Annotated in this window: 21 protein-coding genes; 14 read left to right on the top strand and 7 right to left on the bottom strand. The window is 49.5% G+C overall.

Going from position 1 to position 20053, the window contains the following annotated elements; all coding sequences use genetic code 11:
* Positions 1-82: 82 nt before the first annotated feature.
* The 8 genes from FH974_RS16320 to FH974_RS16285 all read left to right on the top strand — a co-directional run bounded on the left by FH974_RS16320 (position 83) and on the right by FH974_RS16285 (position 5292).
* Entirely contained in the window at positions 83-394 is a 312-nt protein-coding gene (locus FH974_RS16320) for a cupin domain-containing protein (RefSeq protein WP_047885195.1), read from the top strand.
* Positions 395-987: 593 nt separating this feature from the next.
* Entirely contained in the window at positions 988-1623 is a 636-nt protein-coding gene (locus FH974_RS16315; protein WP_242551939.1) for a GIN domain-containing protein, read from the top strand.
* A gap of 42 nt (positions 1624-1665) precedes the next feature.
* A complete protein-coding gene (locus tag FH974_RS16310) occupies positions 1666-2052 on the top strand; it encodes a VOC family protein (protein WP_047885196.1) in 387 nt (128 codons plus the stop codon).
* A 107-nt stretch (positions 2053-2159) separates the two neighbouring features.
* Positions 2160-2642 (top strand): GNAT family N-acetyltransferase, encoded by a 483-nt coding sequence (locus FH974_RS16305; RefSeq protein ID WP_242551938.1) that lies wholly within the window; start codon positions 2160-2162, stop codon positions 2640-2642.
* 135 nt (positions 2643-2777) lie between these two features.
* Positions 2778-3215 (top strand): NUDIX hydrolase, encoded by a 438-nt coding sequence (locus tag FH974_RS16300; protein WP_047885197.1) that lies wholly within the window; start codon positions 2778-2780, stop codon positions 3213-3215.
* Positions 3216-3302: 87 nt separating this feature from the next.
* Positions 3303-3962 carry a DUF2268 domain-containing putative Zn-dependent protease gene (locus tag FH974_RS16295; RefSeq protein ID WP_047885198.1) on the top strand — a complete coding sequence of 220 codons (660 nt, stop codon included), beginning with the start codon at positions 3303-3305 and terminating at the stop codon, positions 3960-3962.
* A gap of 146 nt (positions 3963-4108) precedes the next feature.
* On the top strand, positions 4109-4477 hold the full coding sequence (locus tag FH974_RS16290; RefSeq protein ID WP_207103938.1) for a GNAT family N-acetyltransferase: 369 nt from the start codon (positions 4109-4111) through the stop codon (positions 4475-4477).
* 257 nt (positions 4478-4734) lie between these two features.
* Entirely contained in the window at positions 4735-5292 is a 558-nt protein-coding gene (locus tag FH974_RS16285) for a GNAT family N-acetyltransferase (protein WP_047885199.1), read from the top strand.
* Between the two features lie 121 nt (positions 5293-5413).
* Here FH974_RS16285 and FH974_RS16280 read toward each other — a convergent pair whose 3' ends face one another.
* Positions 5414-6127 (bottom strand): tRNA (adenine(22)-N(1))-methyltransferase, encoded by a 714-nt coding sequence (locus FH974_RS16280; protein ID WP_242551937.1) that lies wholly within the window; start codon positions 6125-6127, stop codon positions 5414-5416.
* A 420-nt stretch (positions 6128-6547) separates the two neighbouring features.
* Between FH974_RS16280 and FH974_RS16275 the strand changes: the two genes are divergently transcribed.
* The gene (locus FH974_RS16275) at positions 6548-7612 is read left to right on the top strand and encodes an alanine/ornithine racemase family PLP-dependent enzyme (protein ID WP_047885201.1); all 1065 of its coding nucleotides are present in this window, start codon (positions 6548-6550) and stop codon (positions 7610-7612) included.
* A gap of 121 nt (positions 7613-7733) precedes the next feature.
* A complete protein-coding gene (locus tag FH974_RS16270) occupies positions 7734-9146 on the top strand; it encodes a YfcC family protein (RefSeq protein ID WP_047885202.1) in 1413 nt (470 codons plus the stop codon).
* A 93-nt stretch (positions 9147-9239) separates the two neighbouring features.
* Here FH974_RS16270 and FH974_RS26350 read toward each other — a convergent pair whose 3' ends face one another.
* Positions 9240-9368 (bottom strand): hypothetical protein, encoded by a 129-nt coding sequence (locus tag FH974_RS26350; protein WP_273860170.1) that lies wholly within the window; start codon positions 9366-9368, stop codon positions 9240-9242.
* A gap of 99 nt (positions 9369-9467) precedes the next feature.
* On the opposite strand from FH974_RS26350, the gene FH974_RS16265 reads away from it, so the two are divergent.
* From FH974_RS16265 to tkt, 3 genes are all read left to right on the top strand, one after another.
* A complete protein-coding gene (locus tag FH974_RS16265) occupies positions 9468-9989 on the top strand; it encodes a DUF3016 domain-containing protein (RefSeq protein WP_047885203.1) in 522 nt (173 codons plus the stop codon).
* A 535-nt stretch (positions 9990-10524) separates the two neighbouring features.
* A complete protein-coding gene (gene tal / locus FH974_RS16260) occupies positions 10525-11475 on the top strand; it encodes a transaldolase (RefSeq protein WP_047885204.1) in 951 nt (316 codons plus the stop codon).
* Between the two features lie 83 nt (positions 11476-11558).
* A complete protein-coding gene (gene tkt, locus FH974_RS16255; protein ID WP_107193829.1) occupies positions 11559-13550 on the top strand; it encodes a transketolase in 1992 nt (663 codons plus the stop codon).
* A gap of 296 nt (positions 13551-13846) precedes the next feature.
* Here the strand turns inward: tkt and FH974_RS16250 are convergent, their stop codons facing one another.
* Positions 13847-14062 carry a DUF1127 domain-containing protein gene (locus FH974_RS16250; protein WP_146149671.1) on the bottom strand — a complete coding sequence of 72 codons (216 nt, stop codon included), beginning with the start codon at positions 14060-14062 and terminating at the stop codon, positions 13847-13849.
* A gap of 98 nt (positions 14063-14160) precedes the next feature.
* On the opposite strand from FH974_RS16250, the gene FH974_RS16245 reads away from it, so the two are divergent.
* Positions 14161-15099 carry a LysR substrate-binding domain-containing protein gene (locus FH974_RS16245; protein ID WP_047884894.1) on the top strand — a complete coding sequence of 313 codons (939 nt, stop codon included), beginning with the start codon at positions 14161-14163 and terminating at the stop codon, positions 15097-15099.
* Positions 15100-15256: 157 nt separating this feature from the next.
* On the opposite strand, the gene nirD is transcribed toward FH974_RS16245, so the two are convergent.
* The 4 genes from nirD to FH974_RS16225 form a co-directional block, all read right to left on the bottom strand.
* Positions 15257-15583, bottom strand: coding sequence for a nitrite reductase small subunit NirD (gene nirD / locus FH974_RS16240; protein ID WP_047884895.1), 327 nt, complete (start codon positions 15581-15583; stop codon positions 15257-15259).
* Positions 15580-18192, bottom strand: a complete 2613-nt coding sequence (nirB, locus tag FH974_RS16235) for a nitrite reductase large subunit NirB (protein WP_047885139.1) — start codon at positions 18190-18192, stop codon at positions 15580-15582. The genes nirD and nirB overlap by 4 nt, the downstream gene beginning before the upstream one ends.
* An 81-nt stretch (positions 18193-18273) precedes the next feature.
* Positions 18274-19098, bottom strand: a complete 825-nt coding sequence (locus FH974_RS16230; protein ID WP_047884896.1) for an ABC transporter ATP-binding protein — start codon at positions 19096-19098, stop codon at positions 18274-18276.
* Between the two features lie 23 nt (positions 19099-19121).
* Positions 19122-20048 (bottom strand): ABC transporter permease, encoded by a 927-nt coding sequence (locus tag FH974_RS16225; protein WP_415722080.1) that lies wholly within the window; start codon positions 20046-20048, stop codon positions 19122-19124.
* Between the last annotated feature and the right edge of the window lie 5 nt (positions 20049-20053).

The following is a 20053-nucleotide window of genomic DNA, read 5'->3' as shown; positions in this document are numbered from 1 at the left end:
TACGGTGCAATGGTTTAAGTTAAGTGGAGGCGTTGATCACTACTTAACGCGGAGTTATACGATTTAGTCAAGGATGAGAATTTTGGAAATTATAAGAAGTAAGGAATTTAAAGCATCACGAGCTTGGGGTGCTAAAGACATAGCGAACATGAATGGCATCACCACCCGCTTACATTGGACAGATCAACCGTATAAATGGCATATCAATGATGGTGAAGAAGTTTTTGTCGTACTAGATGGTGTTGTAGAAATGCAATATCGCATTGATGGGAAAGAGGAAACTACAATCTTACAGACAGGTGATATTTTCTATGCTTCTGTTGGTACTGAACACGTGGCTCATCCGCAAGGAGAAGCAAGAATTTTAGTCGTTGAAACCGCAGGCAGCGTCTAACAAATAGCTTAAAAGTGACGGCTAAACTTTGGCATTTTTGGATCGGTTTAGTTTGTCTACGGACAAGGAGGCTCGGTGAAAATTACGTTGGTTCGGCCTGGAAAGCCGGTAGCGAGTTCTACCCCTAAAGTTACAGCGGTTGGTTTGGCAAAATGGGGGCGGGCTTACAAGCATTAATTTGCCTTTCTGATCGTCGACCACCTCTAACTTTTTATCAGACATTTGTTTAGGTGTTGGCGAAGATCTAGTTCTGAGTGGCTGAGAGAAATGGATATTCCTAGACGCAAACTCCCGTTTTCGATGTCAGTTAATCGCTGGCTTTTTATATCGCGATTGTGTTGGTTTCTGGGTTTATCTGATAAGAGTGAATCTTATAAAGCAGGTCGCAGGCGTGTAATATCCGTGGTTGACGTAATTATCTCAATTGGCATGAACATATGACAATGCAGTTTTCGGGCATGGTATCTTGAACCGTCTAGTTGCGAATGAATTGAAACAACGTGGTTGGAATATTCAAGGTGAAAGCAAAGGGTTTTGGGGCGAAACTGAACTTATAAACGTAATAAAGCGTTAAATTATTTAAGGTAGAGTCGATGAAATTCAGATGTATTAGTACTTTAGTTATACTTTTAACATGTAGTTCTTGGGCATTCGGAAATGAAGATCTAGTTGAAAGAAAAATTCCAATGTGCGATTACACTAGCCTCATGATTAATGTACCGTCAACTGTCAAAGTAGTTGCCAGAGGTGTGTCGTCTGGTAGCGTCAAAGGTGTCAGTGAAGAGTTAGATACTCTGAAATATACGTGTGATAATGACAAGCTAGAAATCAGCACTAATACCAAGATTAAAATAAAAGAAGGTTTTATCTTTGAGTTTGTCAATGGTTCAATCAATACTCTAACGTTTAATGGAAAGCAAAATGCTTACATTACTGAGTTAGATGCTAAATACTTTCATCTTGCAATTAATGGCTTTGGTCAGTCATTACTATCCGGTCATGTTGAACATTTCATTGTTTCGTTAAATGGTGCCGCTCAAGTGGAAGCGTCATCATTAGAGTCACAATCCGGAAAAATAAATGTAAGTGGCTCAGGTTTAGTTAAAATAAATGTAGTTTCCGAACTAGATGCGAAGGTGAATGGTTCGGGGCGTATTGAGTATTTAGCGAAACCCAATAGCCTGGAAACGCATGTTAATGACAGTGGTTCAATATCATTAAGCCAATAGGCATCAAAAATAGCACAAAGCATAAGTTTACAGGGAGTATGAATGAACTTTAATCAAGCCACTTTAGCGGTTCATGATATCGACTTAGCTGTTGATTTTTATAAAAAGCTTGGATTAATCCAGATTGTTGAAGATGAACACTATGCACGCTTTTCATTTCCAGAGGGAGAATCAACTTTCTCTATCTACCTAGATAAAGACAAAAAGGGGTTAGATTGCCGGGGAGTTGTTTACTTTGAACATCAAGAACTTGATGGGCTTGTTGCGGACTTAAAAAGAAAAGGAATCAAATTCGAACAAGAACCGATAATGCAGCCATATCTTTGGAAAGAAGCCGTTTTAAGTGATCCTTCTGGTAACAAAATTAAATTGTATTGGGCTGGAGAAAATCGCCTTAATCCCCCATGGAGATTGGAACAAAGCGCTTAATAAATTATTCAAGAGGGATTCGTAATACATGTGACGTTTGCAATGCATTGTGTTTATGGCGTTTCCTGCGGGCTGTATGGTATTGCTTACACCGTGACAAGGCGTTAATGATCAGGGAAGAAATGGTGAAAAATGTAGAGTTGAGAGATCCAGCTAAAGGATTAGGGAAAGAATGTGAAACCGTACTTAGAACAGTACCTGATTGGTTTGGTAGAGAGGACGTTTTGCTCACATATGTAGGTCAGATTGACGAGCTAGATACATATACAGCGTGGTTCAAAGGCCAATTAATCGGATTCTTTTCGGTAAATTGTCATAATGAGCATTCCGCAGAGTTACATGTATTAGCTGTGAGTATGGACTATCATCGCCAAGGTGTTGGTAGTGCCTTATACTCAGCCGTAGAGTCTGACCTAAAGGCTAAAGCAATAAAGTTTGTTCAAGTGAAAACTTTAGGTGTCTCAATGAATGATCTTAACTATGAAAAAACGCGGCAGTTTTATATGGCATTAGGTTTTTACCCGCTTGAGGAAATTCCTGACTTTTGGGGGAAAGGCACTCCATGTTTACTCATGGTCAAGCGCATTTAACCAACTGTTTAAAATCACTCGTAACGCGAGGACATTTTTACTTTGCCTCACAGTTTGTGTGTAAGGTGTTTTTCAGAGGCTTAGGTATTGCGTTATTCGCCCTTAATAGAGGGTTATATCATTGGAGGAAAATCAATGAGGGCACCATTTCAAGTATTAGTCTTACCCTATCAAATGACCGATAACGTACCTCGTTTTTTAATTGCACTTAGAAGTGATAATGGCGTATGGCAAGCCATTTCAGGTGGCGGTGAAGATAGTGAGTCATTAGTCGAGGCAGCAAAGCGGGAATTAGCCGAAGAAACTAAGTTAGTTGGCAGTAATTGGCAGCAACTTGACTCAATGTGCATGCTTCCCAAAGTTTTCTATTCCGGACACGAAAACTGGGCAGGCCATCAATATGTGATCCCTGAATATTCTTTTTCAGTTCAAGTCACTAGCGAACCTCAATTATCAAACGAACATACAGAATATCGTTGGTGTAGTTACCAAGAAGCCAATAAGTTGCTGAAATACGACTCAAACAGAATTGCTTTGTGGGAAACCCATGAAAGGCTCAGAAGCACTAGTTGAAAAATACATAACAAAGTGTTCGTGAAGGGCGTCCAGACCATTCGTTCTGCCCTTCTTTAAAATTTAGTCAAACAAAAGGAGTCTGTTTTGACGATCAAAGTGACATTTCTTAACTCTTCAGGAAAGTTAAGTAAATACACAGATTCATTAAATCAAGGAATAGATAAAACGCTAACCAGGGTCGGTGAGTTTTTTGAATTGTCCGAAATTGATATCACTGTTTCTCCCTTCCAGAAAGGTGAAGAGTCACCGTCCGGTTTGGGAGGTTATGCTTTAAGCGAACATAGAGTCGAGTTACTCATTGATTGCAATCGTGATGATATGGATAGGGTGATTGAAGCGGAGTTGATGGAGGTTCTGGCGCATGAACTTCATCATTGCTTGAGGATGAGCTTCCATGTACCTTCTGTCACCCTCTCTCAACAGTTGGTCATGGAGGGACTGGCTTGTCATTTCGAGCACACTGTTACCAATGGCAAACAATCCTTTCTATTTAAAGATTTGCAAGATTATGATTGGCGTCGTGGACTAAAAAAAATGAGCCACCTGTTAGACGTCAGTGACTTCTCGTTAGATAAGCTATTTTTAGGTTCTCACCCAGAAGAATATCCGAAATATGCAGGGTATTGGATTGGTTTTAATTTGGTTTCTGAATATTTAAAGACTCATCAGACTAAGGAAGTCGATATCGTGGGTCTGGATGCTAAATACTTTATTGAGCCCCTTATTTTTAAACCCCTTACATAAAAGCATAACCAGTATTGTGCTTCAGTTTCATCTGTAAACAAAACAAGGGCTAGACGGGCTTGTAACACGTTGATGCCCCTAACACGGTTACATAGGCTCCCGGTTGTTTTGCGTACGCTGGATATCGGTGAGGAGAACTTTCGAACGTGTTATTATTTTGTGAATTAACACATTGCCTTGGTGCTCCTCACCGGGGATACTTAAACTATATTTTGTTCAACCAATGCCATAGAAAGATTGCGGTGGACGTGAATTTACAAGAAATAACGAAAGACAATTGGGTCGATATGATTGACCTTGAAATAGCGACAGAACAAGAAAAATACGTAGCTCTTCCATCAGAGGCGATTGCAGCATCCAAATTTTATGACTACTACGTTAACCGTGGTGTTTATCTTGGAGACAAACCAATTGGTTTTATCCAGTATCATCGAAACTACAATGATGGGAAGTACAACGAAATTTTCATCGACCAATTGCTCATTGACGTAAGTGTTCAAGGACAAGGCTATTAGTCAGAATCTGTAAAACTTGTGCTAGCGGAAATCAAAAAGTTGAAGGCATTAACTCAGTCTCTATTGTTACATCAAAGGTCATGATGTAATGAAAATTTTTTCGATCGATTTAATTTCAACGCCATTTAGCAAGATGAATTCGATGAAACAATTATGGAGTTGCATTTTACCTAACTAAACTTTTCAAGTGTGGTATACATGCGTGAAATTTACGAATAACCTTTTATCGCGGTGATAACTTTCATGGAGGAAACTGATTGAAATTTCCAGAACTACAAACAGAACGCTTAACGCTTTCGCAATTAGCTTCTCAGGATGTATCGCGTATTTTCCTACTATTTTCCAATAATGATGTAGTCAAATACTATGATATTGAAGCCTTTACCGATTCATCACAGTCGATACGTTTGATTGATCACATGCAGCAGAGATTTGAATCAAAGTCTGGTATTCGGTGGGGGATTCGGCTGAAAGACACCAATGAATTGGTTGGCACTTGTGGCTTTAATTCATGGAATATCGGGATGAAATCAGCGGTTATTGGTTATGACTTATTACCCTCTTTCTGGGGTAAAGGAATTGCGACTGAAGCCATTAAACAGATTGTAAATCAAGCGTTTTGGGGTGCACTGCCATGTGGGAAATTAAATAGGATTCAGGCTGATACCATACCAGGCAACATAGCTTCAGAATCAATACTGCTCAAACTAGGCTTTAAAGAAGAAGGTATTCGGCGTCAGAGTGGATACTGGAAAAATCAGTTCCATGATTTAAAGTGTTTTGGGTTAATTAGCAGTGAGTTCATAGATAGTTAAAAGGCATGCAGAGGGGCTACCAACACGCAGCATTTTCAGTCAATTTGAACCTTCGTGATTACGATCGACACAATTGAGTTTGGAGACTATGCGTTGCCAGCCCCTTCGCCGGGTGTTAGGCTCAATCAGTACAGTTAGAGATACACATGGAAATTTTCACCTCACTGTAGGCGTCAATAATGTGCTGAACATCAATTTTCCGACCCAGTTGTACACGTTGGTAATGATTTAACGTCTGATTCAAATACTCTTTGGCTGTCTCAAGTTGTTTGATTGAACCAGGACGCCACATTTGGCTTCCGACTGGCGTAATGCTTTCCGTATTCTCGCTTGCCGATGAAACAAGAATAACCTCATAGAAGCGATGATTCTCTTTGATTAAAGCTTCTTGCTTTAAATCAAGCTGAAGTTCTATGAGTTTCTGTCGCAGAGAAAAGTGGTGATGTACCGGACACAATAAAAAATCGATGTTTAAGGTTGGGTGTTGGGTACAAATAGCCTCAACAAACTGAGCGGTGAGATCACCTCCAACACCAGCGATGATCACTAAGTGGCTGCCCTCATAACGTTGTAAAGGGAGCTGTGAGACATCCAAACAGTGAGTTTCCCACGCTGAATCAGTAAAGTAACGGCTCAATTTGTTTTCGAGCGAATCGATTAAATCCGGCACAATATCAACAAAATGAACCTTGGCCCCAGCTTGTTTAGACAGCAAGGAAGCACCAAGAAATCCGTGATCACAGCAACAATCCCAAATGTGGGTATAGTGAGGCTCTACCATTTGTTCAACTAGTTTCAATCGGTTGCTAAGCTTCAATCGGTTGCTCTGGTTCAAGGTGGTTCTCTACTCAGTGTTTGAAAAATGCGTATTGTAAATATTTTTTTGCGTTTAGCGAGTCAGAATCAGCTCACAAGGATTTAGGACTCTAACATTCATTTTCATATCCGAAGAAAATCCGTTCTCACAAAAGCACTTACGTTTTTTTTTCTACCTCATTTTTGGTGGTTCAGATTTGCAAGCTGTCAGCTTTCACCGCCAGCAAGGTCATCAGTCATTACACGTTGTCCCCTCTCTATTTTTTCACCTATGCGGCACTTTTTTCTTGGTCTGCCCAGTTTCAGCGCGGGTGTACTTTGCCTTCTGCCCATTAACATTAAAATCCGGCAAAGTATTCTTGCCATTTCCGTCATTTAACCCCGTCCAAGAAAAGCGCTAAATAACCACCAGAACAAAAAGAAAACAAAAGGTGATTCAATGCGCTCTTACCCTAGAATCAACATTCATTTAGATACGATCACAGAAAATACCCGTCAGATGGTCACCGCATGTGCCGCTCATGGTGTCACACCTGCCGGTGTCACCAAACTGGCTTGCGCTCTGCCTGAAGTCGGTAATGCTATCCTCGCCGGTGGCATTACCCTGCTGGCAGATTCACGCCTCAGCAACCTCAAAAAACTCCAGCCGCTGCGTGCCCAGACCCTGCTTTTGCGCCTGCCGGCCCTGAGCGAAGTGGAAGAGGTTGTGCAATTTGCCGATATTTCCCTGAACTCTGAACGCGTCACTCTTCAGGCGTTGTCCGAGGCAGCACGGGCTCTGGGAAAACGCCATCAGGTTATCGTGATGCATGACCTCGGGGATCTGCGGGAAGGTGGTTTCTATGAAGAAGAAACCCTGTCACTGTGCCGGGAGGCCACCCGTTTACCGGGTATTGAACTCGTCGGGCTGGGTACCAACCTGGCTTGCTATGGGGGGGTCGAACCGACAACCGCCAATCAAAACCAACTGCTCGCCCTCGCCCGTCAGGTCGAAAAAGAAAATGGCCTGCACCTGAGCTATATCTCCGGGGCCAGCTCAGCCGGACTGGGCCTGATGATGCGCCACGAACTGCCCGCCGGCATCAATCAGCTACGGCTGGGAGCGTCCCTGCTGATGGGCATAGGCCTCAATGACGATCCGGTACCGCACACCCGTCAAGACACCTTTCAACTTGAGGCCGAGATCATTGAGATCAAAGTCAAGCCGTCTGTACCGGTTAATTCCACTGCGCTTGATGCTTTCGGTAACAAGCCGGAGTTTGTCGACCGCGGCTTGCGTCGCCGGGCCCTGTGTGCCATCGGCAAGCAGGATGTTGATATCCATGAACTGATGCCGGTTGATAACCAGATCATTATTGTGGGGGGCAGCAGTGACCACCTCATTTTGGATATTGACGACTGCGAGCAGCACTACGAAATCGGCAGTACCGTTAAATTCAACCTGTCATACGGCGCCGTGCTGCAGTGCATGACCTCGGAGTATGTGTATAAGCACATGATCTAACAAAGCGGTTTATCCAAGCCGCTGTTCAGAACCCGAGACTCAAGCGATGTCACTTAATCGATGTAAACCAAGCAACTGACCTCTGAACCCGCAGCCCGGAACGGGCTGCTAAGGAAGCACCATGTTAAAAATAAAAAAGTTTCCCAATACCTTTACTATCCTGTTCTTCCTGATCGCCATGTTTGCCATGCTGACCTACATGCTGCCAGCAGGAAAATACATTCGTGAAATGAACCCTCAACTGGGGCGAGAAGTGCCGGTACCCGGTTCTTACCATGTCATTGACAGTTCCCCGCAGGGGCTATTTGATACCCTGATGGCACCTATTTCCGGCTTTTACGATCCAGTGTCAGGCGTCATCGGCGCGATTGATGTCAGCCTGTTTGTCCTGATGGTCGGCGGCTTCCTCGGAATCGTCACCAAAACCGGGGCAATTGATACCGGGATTGCCCGTATCATGGTGCTGCTCAAGGGGCGGGAAATCTATATGATCCCGATCCTGATGGTGCTGTTCGCTTTAGGTGGCACCTCGTACGGCATGGCCGAAGAATCCCTCGCCTTTTATGGTTTGCTCATACCCATTTTTATGACCGCGCGTTTTGACCCGCTGGTTGCCGTCTCCGTGATCTTTATCGGGACAGGGATTGGCACCCTTGGTTCTACCATCAACCCGTTCGGCACCGTTATCGCGTCCAACGCGGCCAGCGTCGATTTTATCAGCGGTATCGAACTGCGTTTTGTGATTCTGGCTGTCGCCCTGTTTGTGGGTTGTGCCTACGTCATGCACTATGCCCGCAAAGTGCAGCGTGATCCGAACGCCTCGTTGATTGCCCACCTACGTAAAGACCATGAAGCCCACTTTCTGGCGGGCAAACCTACTGGCGATAACCTGGCCCCTCTGACTCTGGCACAGAAAGGTGTACTTGTTCTGTTCATTCTGACCTTCGCCATCATGATTTACGGGGTATCCGTCCAAGGATGGTGGATGGCAGAAATGGCCACTCTGTTTATTTTCATGGGGATTTTATGCGGTCTGGTCGGACGTTTGAAAGAAGACGAATTGATTAACTCGTTTGTTGCCGGGGCTGCCGACCTAATTGGGGTGGCACTGATTGTCGGGGTTGCCCGCGGGATTGTCGTGGTCATGGAAGCGGGGAATATTACCGATACCATTCTGAGCTACGCGGAAACGCTGGTCGCCGGTAAAAGCAGTATTCTGTTCATCAATACGGTTTACTGGATTGAAATGTTGCTGTCGTTTATTGTGCCGTCAACATCCGGACTGGCCGTGATGAGTATGCCAATCCTTGCGCCACTGAGTGACTTTGCCAACACCGGCCGTGATTTGGTCGTGACTGCCTTCATGAGTGGCATCGGGACTGTTCTGTTTATCACCCCCACTTACGGGGTACTGATGGGCGGCTTGGCGATTGCCAAAATTCCGTACATCACCTGGCTGAAGTTTATCGGTCCATTGGTCGCATTCTTCGTGGTACTGAACGGTATTGTACTGTCAATCGGCGCAACCCTTTAAAATAAGAGAAGCCTTGGCACCAGCATTGATGTCGCTTGGCAGTTTATCTGGAAAGGCAAAGTACCACACAGCATAAACCACACGCCTATGCATCTATGCATCTATGCAGTAGCGCATTAACGCAATAACGTAAAACGCACCACCGCCGCACCGTCCCAGCCTTGTCAGGACGGTGCGGTTGTTTTCTGACTGAATCTCGCCTGAACTTGTCTGTTTTTTCATCACACACTGTCCTGAAAGCTGGCATACTCGATGAAGCCGGCGCACTGCACTAAGGTAATAAAACAGTAGCCGGACATCTTCAGTTTCCGGGAGGCAACCATGAACAAACGTATTCACCTGACAGCCTGTTTATTGTCTGGCGCATTCTTCGCCGGGTTAAGCTCTTCAGCATGGGCAGAGCCAGATTTCACCTTTCAATCTCCCCCTGCCGTCGTTGTCTGGAGCCAGACCGACACATACCGCGATGTTGAAGCCGTCGACGAAGTGCAGTCGCGTTTTGAGCAGCGGGTCTTTAAACAAATATCAGCGTTTTTCGGTGAGGCCGCCAAATCCAAACTGACCGGCGAAGAGACACTGTATATAGAAGTCACCAACCTGGATCTGGCTGGTGATGTACGATTTCGGCCGGGAGTCACTCGCGAATTGCGCATTCTGGATGACCTGACGCCTCCCCGCATCACATTTAGCTACAAAATGATGAAGGGTGAGCAGGTGCTCAAGCAGGGTGACGAAAAACTCTCCGACATCAACTACCTCAATAGCGTTATCGGCCCGGCAAGAGATCGGCCTTTTGCCTATGAAAACCAGTTAATTAAAAACTGGGTAAAGAAAACACTTTGAATCGAGTAATGGCCTGACATCCCCGACATCAGGCCCCATCGACTATTCAGGCGAAGTAACTGCTTTATTTTTGTTACTGGTGCGCACAGCTATCACCGCGCGCTTCAAATCGGTTTTTCCTCCTGCCAGCCCTTGTACTGAGCATATTACGCCGGGTAGTGAAAACTCTCAGCCCGGCGCTCACCACCCAAACCTGCCGTCAGAGAGTGAGCATTTGATCACAAGATAGATCATATGTTCGCAGCGGTAATTCCTGAACACCGATAAACAGTCAACATAAATTCACCATATTTCGTTCACCCACTGAGGATTATATGGCTGTAATGAGATCCCATCGGTGTTTATCTGGAATTTTCATTGACAAAGTTTCATAAAATGCTAATTATCGAAGCATCAATTGTTCTTCATAGATCCATTTGCTCAACATCAGGATATGATGGTTAGGGGCGGAATATGAAGGAAACGTAATCGCGGATTTACTAGCTACACTTTAGGCTAGGTCGAGACAAGCCCACACAGATTAAGGTCGAGAGATATGAGCACTAAATTGGAACAACTGCGCGCGCTGACTACTGTTGTTGCTGACACCGGCGACATCGATGCTATTAGCAAGTACAAACCTCAGGACGCGACCACTAACCCTTCACTGATCCTGAAAGCCGCTCAAATCGAAGAGTACGCCCCGCTGATTGAACAGGCCATTGCTTACGCAAAAGCACAAAGCGATGACAAACAACAGCAAATTGCTGATACCTGTGACATGCTGGCAGTAAACATCGGTAAAGAAATCCTGAACGTGATTCCTGGCCGTATCTCGACTGAAGTTGATGCTCGTCTGTCTTACGACACTGAAGGCAGCATCAAGAAAGCCCGTCAACTGATCAAAATGTACAATGATGCCGGTATCTCGAATGACCGCATCCTGATCAAACTGGCTTCGACCTGGGAAGGTATCCGCGCTGCAGAAGTACTGGAAAAAGAAGGCATCAACTGTAACCTGACCCTGCTGTTCTCATTTGCCCAGGCACGTGCGTGTGCAGAAGCCGGTGTTTTCCTGATCTCGCCATTCGTTGGCCGTATCATGGACTGGTACAAAGCCAAAGAAGGCCGTGATTTCGAGCCATCAGAAGATCCAGGCGTACTGTCTGTAACCAGCATCTACAACTACTACAAAGAACACGGTTACAACACTGTGGTAATGGGTGCGAGCTTCCGTAACACGGGTGAAATCCTGGAACTGGCAGGCTGTGACCGCCTGACCATCAGCCCGCAACTGCTGCAAGAGCTGGAAGAAGCTCAAGGCGACGTTGTACAGAAACTGACTCCGGCGACCAACATTAAAGAGCGTCCAGCAGCAATGACACACGCTGAGTTCCTGTGGGATCACAACCAAGACCCAATGGCGGTTGAGAAGCTGGCCGAAGGTATCCGCAACTTCGCGGTTGACCAGGGCAAGCTGGAAGCAATGATTGCTGAGCGCCTGTAAGCGTTAATGAAATTTCAGAAAGCGGCCCTTCATCGCCGCTTTCTTCCTTTTTTATCGACTCAAATTCTATAGTGGAAACCAATATGGAACGTAAAGAACTGGCCAATGCAATCCGTGCCCTGAGCATGGACGGTGTGCAACAAGCTAACTCTGGTCACCCGGGTGCCCCAATGGGTATGGCTGACATCGCCGAAGTGCTTTGGCGTTCACACATGAACCACAACCCTCAGAACCCGCAGTGGGCTGATCGCGACCGTTTCGTCCTGTCGAACGGCCACGGCTCGATGCTGATTTACTCTCTGCTTCACCTGACCGGTTACGATCTGTCTATCGATGATCTGAAAAACTTCCGTCAGCTGCACTCGAAAACCCCGGGTCACCCTGAGTACGGTTACGCACCGGGTATCGAAACGACGACTGGTCCGCTGGGTCAGGGCATCACCAATGCCGTAGGTATGGCGATTGCGGAAAAAGCACTGGCTGCGCAGTTCAACAAAGACGGCCATGACATCGTTGACCACTTCACCTACGTGTTCATGGGCGACGGCTGTCTGATGGAAGGCATCTCTCACGAAGCGTGCTCACTGGCCGGTACTCTGGGCCTGGGCAAACTGATCGCATTTTGGGATGACAATGGCATTTCTATCGACGGTCACGTGGAAGGCTGGTTCTCCGACGACACACCAAAACGTTTTGAAGCATACGGCTGGCACGTTATTCCAGCGGTTGACGGTCACGATTCTGACGCGATCAACGCGGCAATCGAAGCGGCGAAAGCCGACCCTCGTCCAACCCTGATTTGTACTAAGACCATCATCGGTTTCGGTTCACCAAACAAAGCTGGCTCACACGACTGTCACGGTGCACCACTGGGCCACGACGAAATCGCGGCTGCCCGTGAATTCCTGTGCTGGAACCACGGTCCGTTTGAAATCCCGGCAGACATCTACGCTGAGTGGGATGCAAAAGAAGCGGGCGCTGCCAAAGAAGCGACCTGGAACGACAAGTTCGCGGCGTACCAAGCGGCTTACCCTGAGCTGGCTGCTGAGTACAAGCGCCGTGTCAACGGTGAGCTACCAGCGAACTGGGAAGAAGCGACCAGCGCAATCATTGCTGAGTTGCAAGCCAACCCAGCGAACATCGCATCCCGTAAAGCGTCTCAAAACGCGCTGGAAGCGTTCGGTAAACTGCTGCCGGAATTCATGGGCGGCTCAGCTGACCTGGCACCGTCTAACCTGACCATGTGGTCTGGCTCGAAGTCTCTGGAAGCGGGTGACTTCTCGGGTAACTACATCCATTACGGTGTACGTGAATTCGGCATGACTGCGATCATCAACGGTATCGCCCTGCACGGCGGTTTCGTGCCTTACGGTGCCACCTTCCTGATGTTCATGGAATACGCCCGTAACGCAATGCGCATGGCCGCTCTGATGAAAATTCAGAACATCCAAGTGTACACGCACGACTCTATCGGTCTGGGTGAAGACGGTCCGACGCACCAGCCGGTTGAGCAAATGGCGTCTCTGCGCCTGACGCCGAACATGAGCACATGGCGTCCGTGTGACCAGGTTGAGTCTGCGGTTGCCTGGAAACTGGCTATCGAGCGTAAAGACGCGCCATCAGCGCTGATCTTCTCGCGTCAGAACCTGGCGCAGCAAGAGCGCTCTGAGGTTCAGGTGGCTGACATCGCGAAGGGTGGTTACATCCTGAAAGATTGTGCTGGCAAACCTGAGCTGATCCTGATCGCGACCGGCTCTGAAGTGGAGCTGGCTGTGAACGCAGCAGCGGAACTGACTGCCGAAGGCAAGCTGGTTCGCGTGGTCTCTATGCCATCGACTGACACGTTCGACAAGCAAGACGCGGCATACCGCGAAACAGTGCTGCCATCAGACGTGACAGCACGTATCGCTATCGAAGCGGGTATCGCAGATTTCTGGTACAAGTACGTCGGTTTCGACGGCCGCATCATCGGCATGACCAGCTTCGGTGAATCTGCACCGGCTGGCCAACTGTTCGAAATGTTCGGCTTTACCACTGAGAATGTCGTCAGCACAGCGAAAGAGCTACTGGCGTAATTCCCGGTTGGCGTCAGCACGCCGACTTTCAAAATAAAGAATCAAACCCGGCTACTGGCCGGGTTTGTTTTTCTGCCGCGGGGTCATTGCGGTTTGGGCCTCCGGTTTTATCCCCTTTCGACTTTCCTTCTCATACCCATCTTATTCCCCCTCCTATGCCCTCTGGCATTTCACCTGATTTTTTTTCGTTACTGATTTCTTTGCATCTATTTTTGCTGCTTTTTATCTTCTGCTCCCTGCTGGCGAATACCGATTCTGATCGCACTTCTGTGAAACGACTCTCTGGGACAGTGGGTTTAAGGTCGCTTGTGCGCCATCTCACTCGCGGTCGGCCGCGCTGCATTAGCAATTCCGTCCAGCCCCAGATCATCGCGCAGGTGCTCGGGGATATCTGACAGATACTGCAAATTTCGGCGCTGCTGTCGCCAGCTTTTCAATAAAGACAACCCACGCTTAACTGAGTTAACCACTTGCTTAACGGTCGGAAATACAGGGTCATACATTGTCATCATCTTTTAATCGCCTATTCATCTAAAATGTATGATTTATTTTTGTTCACCGACGACGTATGCTCAAACGATTGATTCTGGCACTCAGTTAAGGAAAACTTATGTCAATACCGAGTGACCCGCACAAACGTATGCCCCCGTTGCAAGGTTTGTATTATTTCTATCAGGCGGCGCACCTTGGCAGCTTTAAAGCCGCAGCGGATGCCCTGTTCGTGACGGCGGCGGCCATCAGCCAGCAAATCCGGCTGCTGGAAGAATGGCTGGGAACGCCCCTGTTTTATCGCCAGCACCGCAAGGTGGTGCTGACCCCTGAGGGGGCGATTTTGTTCGAGCACACGCAACAAGGATTTAGCTCGATCCAGAATGGCGTATGGCTGATAAATAACGACCCTGAGCCGCACAGACTGGCACTCTCGACCCTGCCCTCCTTTTCCCAACATTGGCTGGTTCCGCGTATGACCAGTTTCCGGGAAGCACACCCGTCGCTGTCCGTTCTGGTGGAATCCAAAAATGAGCTGAATTCCTTTGAAAAATCATCCGTTGACCTTTGTATTCGCTACGGGAAAGGCCAGTATGCCGGACTAACCAGTCAATGGCTGATGGACGACCTGCTTTACCCGGTTTGCCACCCGCTTTATCAGGCGCAGCATCAGCTCCACACGGTCGATGACTTGCAACGCGCTCACCTGATTGGCGATATCTGGCCGGATATGGACTGGGGGCGCTGGCTGTCACTGGTCGGTGCCAGAGGCGGCTGCTCAGCATTGGCCTATGACGGTGCCAATTATGTGCTTGAAGGGGCATTATCGGTTCAGGGAGTGGCACTGGCTCGCCACAGTCTGGCCCACCGCTATCAGGAAGAAGGGAAACTGGTCAGAATAGGCAACATTGCCGTGAGGCCGGCTTTTCGCTATCACCTGTGTGCGCCTGAGGGATATTTCCGCCGCGAGAAAGTCATCCAGTTTTGCGAATGGATCCGCCAGCAGGCTGACGACTTCCGGCAAACCTGGCCTGCGGAGCTGACAATTATCGAGGGGTAAGCTGTAACGTCAGGTTGAGCACCCTCTTTCACATTGCCGATCAAACTCCCAACCGATAAGTCAGGTATGGCACTCGCCCCGCTCGCCATCAAACCGCAGCGGGGCAAGTGTCAACACAGCGACGATTTCACCCAGATACTACGACTTCACCCAGATACTACGACCTCACCCAGATGCTGCCGTCTTCCACTTTGACCGACCAGGTTGCAAGACTGATCGCCGGCTGTTCCAGGCACTGCCCGGTGCGCAAATTGAAATGCTGTTTGTAGAGGGGCGAGGCCACGCACAGCTCTCCCTTGAGATCGCCAACAATTCCCCGCGCCATCACATAAGCCTTCCCGATAGGGTCCCAGTTATCCAGCGCGAAAACAGCAGGATCCTGAGTCGGTACGTAAAACAGCGCCAGTTGCTGGCCGTTTACAATCGCGCCCATCCCGGTGTTCGCCACCAGCGCATCCAAACCACAGATTTTTATCCAGCTCATACTTCCTCCCTGGCAGCCGCTGCAACCGCACTGTCTGCCGCTTTGCTACCTTTTGTCTTTAGGTCTAGCTGCCGGACAGGGATACGCTGCCCGCGTTCGCGCTGATACGCTGGGGGGGAAATCAATGCTTGAGATTGCCCGTCTGCCTCCTGACTTTCTGCGTTAACAAAACGGCGGAACCGGGCCAATTTATCCGGTGTAGATAACGTGGTTTTCCACTCACACTGGTAGGTGTCCACCACATGGGCCATCTGCTGCTCCAGCTCGGCATGAATCCCCAGGCTGTCATCCACCACCACGCGACGTAGGTAGTCCAGCCCGCCGTCGAGGCTTTCCAGCCAGACGGAGGTGCGCTGTAAACGATCTGCCGTCCGGATATAAAACATCAGCACCCGATCAATCAGCCGCACCAGATCTTCCGTCGACAAATCCGAAGCGAGTAAATCCGCATGGCGCGGCCGCATACCGCCGTTACCACAGACATACAGATTCCAGCCTTTGTCTGTGGCAATCACACCAATGTCCTTACTTTGCGCTTCGGCACATTCGCGGGTACAGCCCGATACAGCAAATTTGAGCTTATGGGGTGAGCGCAGTCCCTTGTAGCGGTTTTCGAGCATGATGGCGAGGCCGATGGAGTCATCGACCCCGTAACGGCACCAGGTCGAGCCGACACAAGATTTCACCGTTCGGAGTGATTTGCCGTAGGCATGGCCGGTTTCAAAACCGGCATCAATCAGCGCTTGCCAGATATCCGGCAGTTGCTCAAGCTGAGCTCCGAACAGATCGACCCGCTGACCGCCGGTGATCTTGGTGTAAAGGTCATATTTTTTGGCCACTTCGCCGAGCACGATCAGTTTGTCCGGGGTAATTTCCCCGCCGGGGATACGCGGCACAACCGAATAACTGCCGTCTTTTTGCATATTTGCCAAAAATGCATCATTGGTGTCCTGCAAAGGCTGGTGCTGAGGTTCCAGCACATGCTCATTCCACAATGAGGCAAAGATGGACGCTGCGGCAGGCTTACAAATATCACAGCCCAGCGCATGACTTGTGTTTTGGTGATGATTCAGATTCGAGCCCTGGCCATAACGGCTGATCAGTGTTTCAAAATTGCGGATTTTTTCTACCCGAGCCAAATGAAACAATTCCTGACGGGTAAAGGCAAAGTGCTCACAAAGATGCTGGTTCACTTCCATTCCGAGCGCCGCCAACTCTTCATCGAGAATGGTTTTCACCATGGTGCTACAGCCGCCACAACCGGTGCCGGCCTTGGTGCAACTTTTCAGTTCTGACAGCTCATGCATCCCGGCCTGCACCGCCGCCGTAATATCACCCCGGGTCACGTTGTGGCAGGAACAGATCATGGCTCCGGGATCCTGTTTGCCTTTCAGCACCGAGCAGTCAAACAGCAGCTCCGCCGGGTGAGCAGGCAGTGGCATCTGATTCAGGTAACATTGCAGCAAAGCGTCGTAATCCTGATTATCACCAATCAGGATAGCCCCCAACAGCTGATCACCCGTTTCATTGACCACCAGCTTTTTGTATACGCCGGCACGCATGTCCTGCAGCACCATTTCCTGACAATCGTCGCCCTGACCGAGCGAGTTGCCAATAGCTGCCACATCGACGCCCAGCAGCTTCAGTTTGGTGCTCATATCAGCACCGCCGAACGTCGCATCACCGCCGAGGATCTGATCTGCCACAATACGCGCCATACTGTACCCCGGGGCGACCAAGCCGAAAATACGCTGCTGCCACAAGGCACATTCGCCAATTGCGTAAATATTGGGATCGCTGGTCTGACAGGCATCATTGATCACGATACCGCCGCGTTCACCCACCGCCAGCCCGCCCTTCCGGGCGAGGGAGTCCTGCGGGCGGATCCCGGCCGAGAACACAATCACGTCCACCTCCAGCGGATCGTGCTCCTTAAAGTTCATTCGGTGATAAGCCGTCTCCCCATCCGAAATAGAAGTGGTCGCCCGGTTGGTGTGAACCTGCACACCCAGCTCCGACACTTTGCTGCGCAACAACGCGCTACCTGCGTCATCAATTTGTACCGGCATCAGGCGCGGCGCGAACTCTACCACATGGGTTTCCAGCCCGAGCAACCGCAGGGCATTGGCCGCTTCCAGCCCCAACAACCCGCCCCCTACGACAGCGCCGCTTCTGGCACCGGTACACGCGGTTTTGATTGCCGATAAATCGTCTAAAGTCCGGTAGACAAAACAGTTATTCCTGTCGCTGCCGGTTAAAGGTGGCACGAACGGGTAGGATCCTGTTGCCAATACCAGCTTGTCATAGGCCAGCTGGCTGTCGCCCGCCAGCGTGACCCGCTTTTTCTCACAATCAATAGCCACGACCGGCTCGCCCAGCAGCAGTTCAATGCCGTTTTCCTGATACCAGGCTTCGCTGCTCAGCAGCAGCGCGTGATGATCATTGCCGGAAAAAAGGGAGGACATATGTACCCTGTCGTACGCGACAAAGCGTTCCTCGCCCAGCACCACAATCTGATAACGTTGCTGGGCATTTTTCGCCACCAACTGCTCAATCAGGTGATGGCCAACCATGCCGTTACCCACCACCAGTAATTTTTCTCTTTGCATCAACATTTTGCTCTCCTGCCTGTTGGCTGCCATCAGCCACTCTGCCTTAACGCGGATTTTCCGTATCCCAATCGGCAGTCATTACGCCACACGTTGCTTGCCGGCCTTGTCGCCAATCGCCTCGACCTTGCGCTGTTTTTCGTAAAGAAAGCGAAGCACGCTCTGGCGCAGGCGCTGATAAACCGGATCGTCCGCCAGCGCGACCCGTTCACGCGGTCTAGGCAGGTTGATATCCAACACTTCACCAATGGTGGCCGCCGGGCCATTGCTCATCATCACAATGCGATCAGACAGCAGTACCGCCTCGTCCACATCGTGGGTGATCATGATGACGGTGTTGTTCAGTTCGGCCTGAATCGCCATCAGGGCATCCTGCAAATGGGCTCGGGTCAGAGCATCCAATGCCCCGAACGGTTCATCCATCAGCAAGACTTTGGGCTGCATCGCCAGTGCCCGAGCAATACCGACCCGCTGTTTCATCCCGCCGGAAATTTCGTCCGGCCTTTTGTCATGGGCATGCTCCATCTGCACCAGTGTCAGGTAGTGCATCACCGCTTCCCGGATCGCCGCAGCGGGCTTGCCTTTACTAATCTGCTTCACCGCCAGCTCGACGTTCTGGTACACGGTCAGCCAGGGCAGCAGCGCATGGTTTTGAAATACCACCGCTCGCTCAGGTCCCGGCCCGTCGATTTCCCGCCCTTCGAGGATCACCCCGCCGTCTGTCGGCTCCAGCAGTCCGGCCACCAGATTCAGCACGGTCGATTTACCACACCCGGAATGGCCAATCAGAGAGATGAACTCGCCTTGGTTGATGGTGAAATTGACGTCTTTGAGTGCCACAAACTCACCGCCAGGCGTCGGAAAGCGCATTCCCAGATAACTGAGTAACAAATATTCGCGTGACATAGTGTTCTCCTTACTTCCGCTGCCTAACGCAGGCTGAGCTGTTTATTCCAGGAAAAATGGCGTTGCAGACTGAGCATGCCGCGATCCAGCAACAGCCCGATAAAACCGATGGTCACAACGGCGACCATGATGCGCCCGAGCGACGCCGAACTGCCGTTCTGGAATTCATCCCAGACGAATTTGCCAAGACCCGGGTTCTGGGCCAGCATTTCCGCTGCGATCAGCACCATCCAGGCCACCCCAAGCGACAGGCGCAGCCCGGTAAACACCATAGGTACCGCCGACGGCAGCACGATGGTACGGACATGCTGCCAGCGCGACAGCTTGAGCACCCGGCTGACGTTGTGGAGATCGTTATCAACACCGGTGACACCGACGGCGGTATTGATCAGGGTTGGCCAAAGGCTGCACATAGCGACGGTAAACAGGGAATTCAGAAACGATTTCGCCACCAGCGGATCATCACTGACATACACCGCGCTCACCACCATGGTGACAATCGGCAGCCAGGCCAGTGGTGAGACCGGTTTCAGCAGCTGGATCACCGGGTTGAACGCGGCATACAGCCCTTTGTTCAGACCGAGGATGATCCCCGCCGGGATAGCAATCACCGTGGCAAGCAGGAAACCGGCGGCGACGGTCAGCAAGCTGGTGCCAATCTGATCGAAAAATGTTGGTTTTCCGGTGTATTCGCGCACCCGGATTTCCGTCTGAGGATCCTGAGCCAGTCGCGCTGCGTTGCGCTTTTCCTGTCGTTCATAAAATGCGGCTTCCTGATCCCGCTCTCGCTGATGCTCTTCCACCAGCCCGCGGAATTGCTGCCAGGTCTGGATTGGCCCGGGTAACGTCCCGAGCGAGGTCTGAACCTGACTTGCCGCCAGATGCCAGACCAGTAAGAAAATCGCGATTCCCAGTAATGGCAGAGCGATCCCGCGGCTGTGCTGAATCATCCGCG

It is taken from the genome of Photobacterium ganghwense (genome assembly GCF_017329545.1).
Taxonomy (GTDB): domain Bacteria; phylum Pseudomonadota; class Gammaproteobacteria; order Enterobacterales; family Vibrionaceae; genus Photobacterium; species Photobacterium ganghwense.
This window is presented reverse-complemented; position numbering and strand designations above follow the sequence as displayed.

Coding starts and splice junctions, on each gene's coding strand:
- FH974_RS16315 (WP_242551939.1), top strand. CDS start 988: ATGAAATTCAGATGTATTAGTACTTTAGTTATACTTTTAACATGTAGT.
- FH974_RS16310 (WP_047885196.1), top strand. CDS start 1,666: ATGAACTTTAATCAAGCCACTTTAGCGGTTCATGATATCGACTTAGCT.
- FH974_RS16305 (WP_242551938.1), top strand. CDS start 2,160: ATGATCAGGGAAGAAATGGTGAAAAATGTAGAGTTGAGAGATCCAGCT.
- FH974_RS16300 (WP_047885197.1), top strand. CDS start 2,778: ATGAGGGCACCATTTCAAGTATTAGTCTTACCCTATCAAATGACCGAT.
- FH974_RS16275 (WP_047885201.1), top strand. CDS start 6,548: ATGCGCTCTTACCCTAGAATCAACATTCATTTAGATACGATCACAGAA.
- FH974_RS16270 (WP_047885202.1), top strand. CDS start 7,734: ATGTTAAAAATAAAAAAGTTTCCCAATACCTTTACTATCCTGTTCTTC.
- FH974_RS26350 (WP_273860170.1), bottom strand. CDS start 9,368: ATGAAAAAACAGACAAGTTCAGGCGAGATTCAGTCAGAAAACAACCGC.
- FH974_RS16265 (WP_047885203.1), top strand. CDS start 9,468: ATGAACAAACGTATTCACCTGACAGCCTGTTTATTGTCTGGCGCATTC.
- tal (WP_047885204.1), top strand. CDS start 10,525: ATGAGCACTAAATTGGAACAACTGCGCGCGCTGACTACTGTTGTTGCT.
- tkt (WP_107193829.1), top strand. CDS start 11,559: ATGGAACGTAAAGAACTGGCCAATGCAATCCGTGCCCTGAGCATGGAC.
- FH974_RS16250 (WP_146149671.1), bottom strand. CDS start 14,062: ATGATGACAATGTATGACCCTGTATTTCCGACCGTTAAGCAAGTGGTT.
- FH974_RS16245 (WP_047884894.1), top strand. CDS start 14,161: ATGTCAATACCGAGTGACCCGCACAAACGTATGCCCCCGTTGCAAGGT.
- nirD (WP_047884895.1), bottom strand. CDS start 15,583: ATGAGCTGGATAAAAATCTGTGGTTTGGATGCGCTGGTGGCGAACACC.
- nirB (WP_047885139.1), bottom strand. CDS start 18,192: ATGCAAAGAGAAAAATTACTGGTGGTGGGTAACGGCATGGTTGGCCAT.
- FH974_RS16230 (WP_047884896.1), bottom strand. CDS start 19,098: ATGTCACGCGAATATTTGTTACTCAGTTATCTGGGAATGCGCTTTCCG.
- FH974_RS16225 (WP_415722080.1), bottom strand. CDS start 20,048: ATGATTCAGCACAGCCGCGGGATCGCTCTGCCATTACTGGGAATCGCG.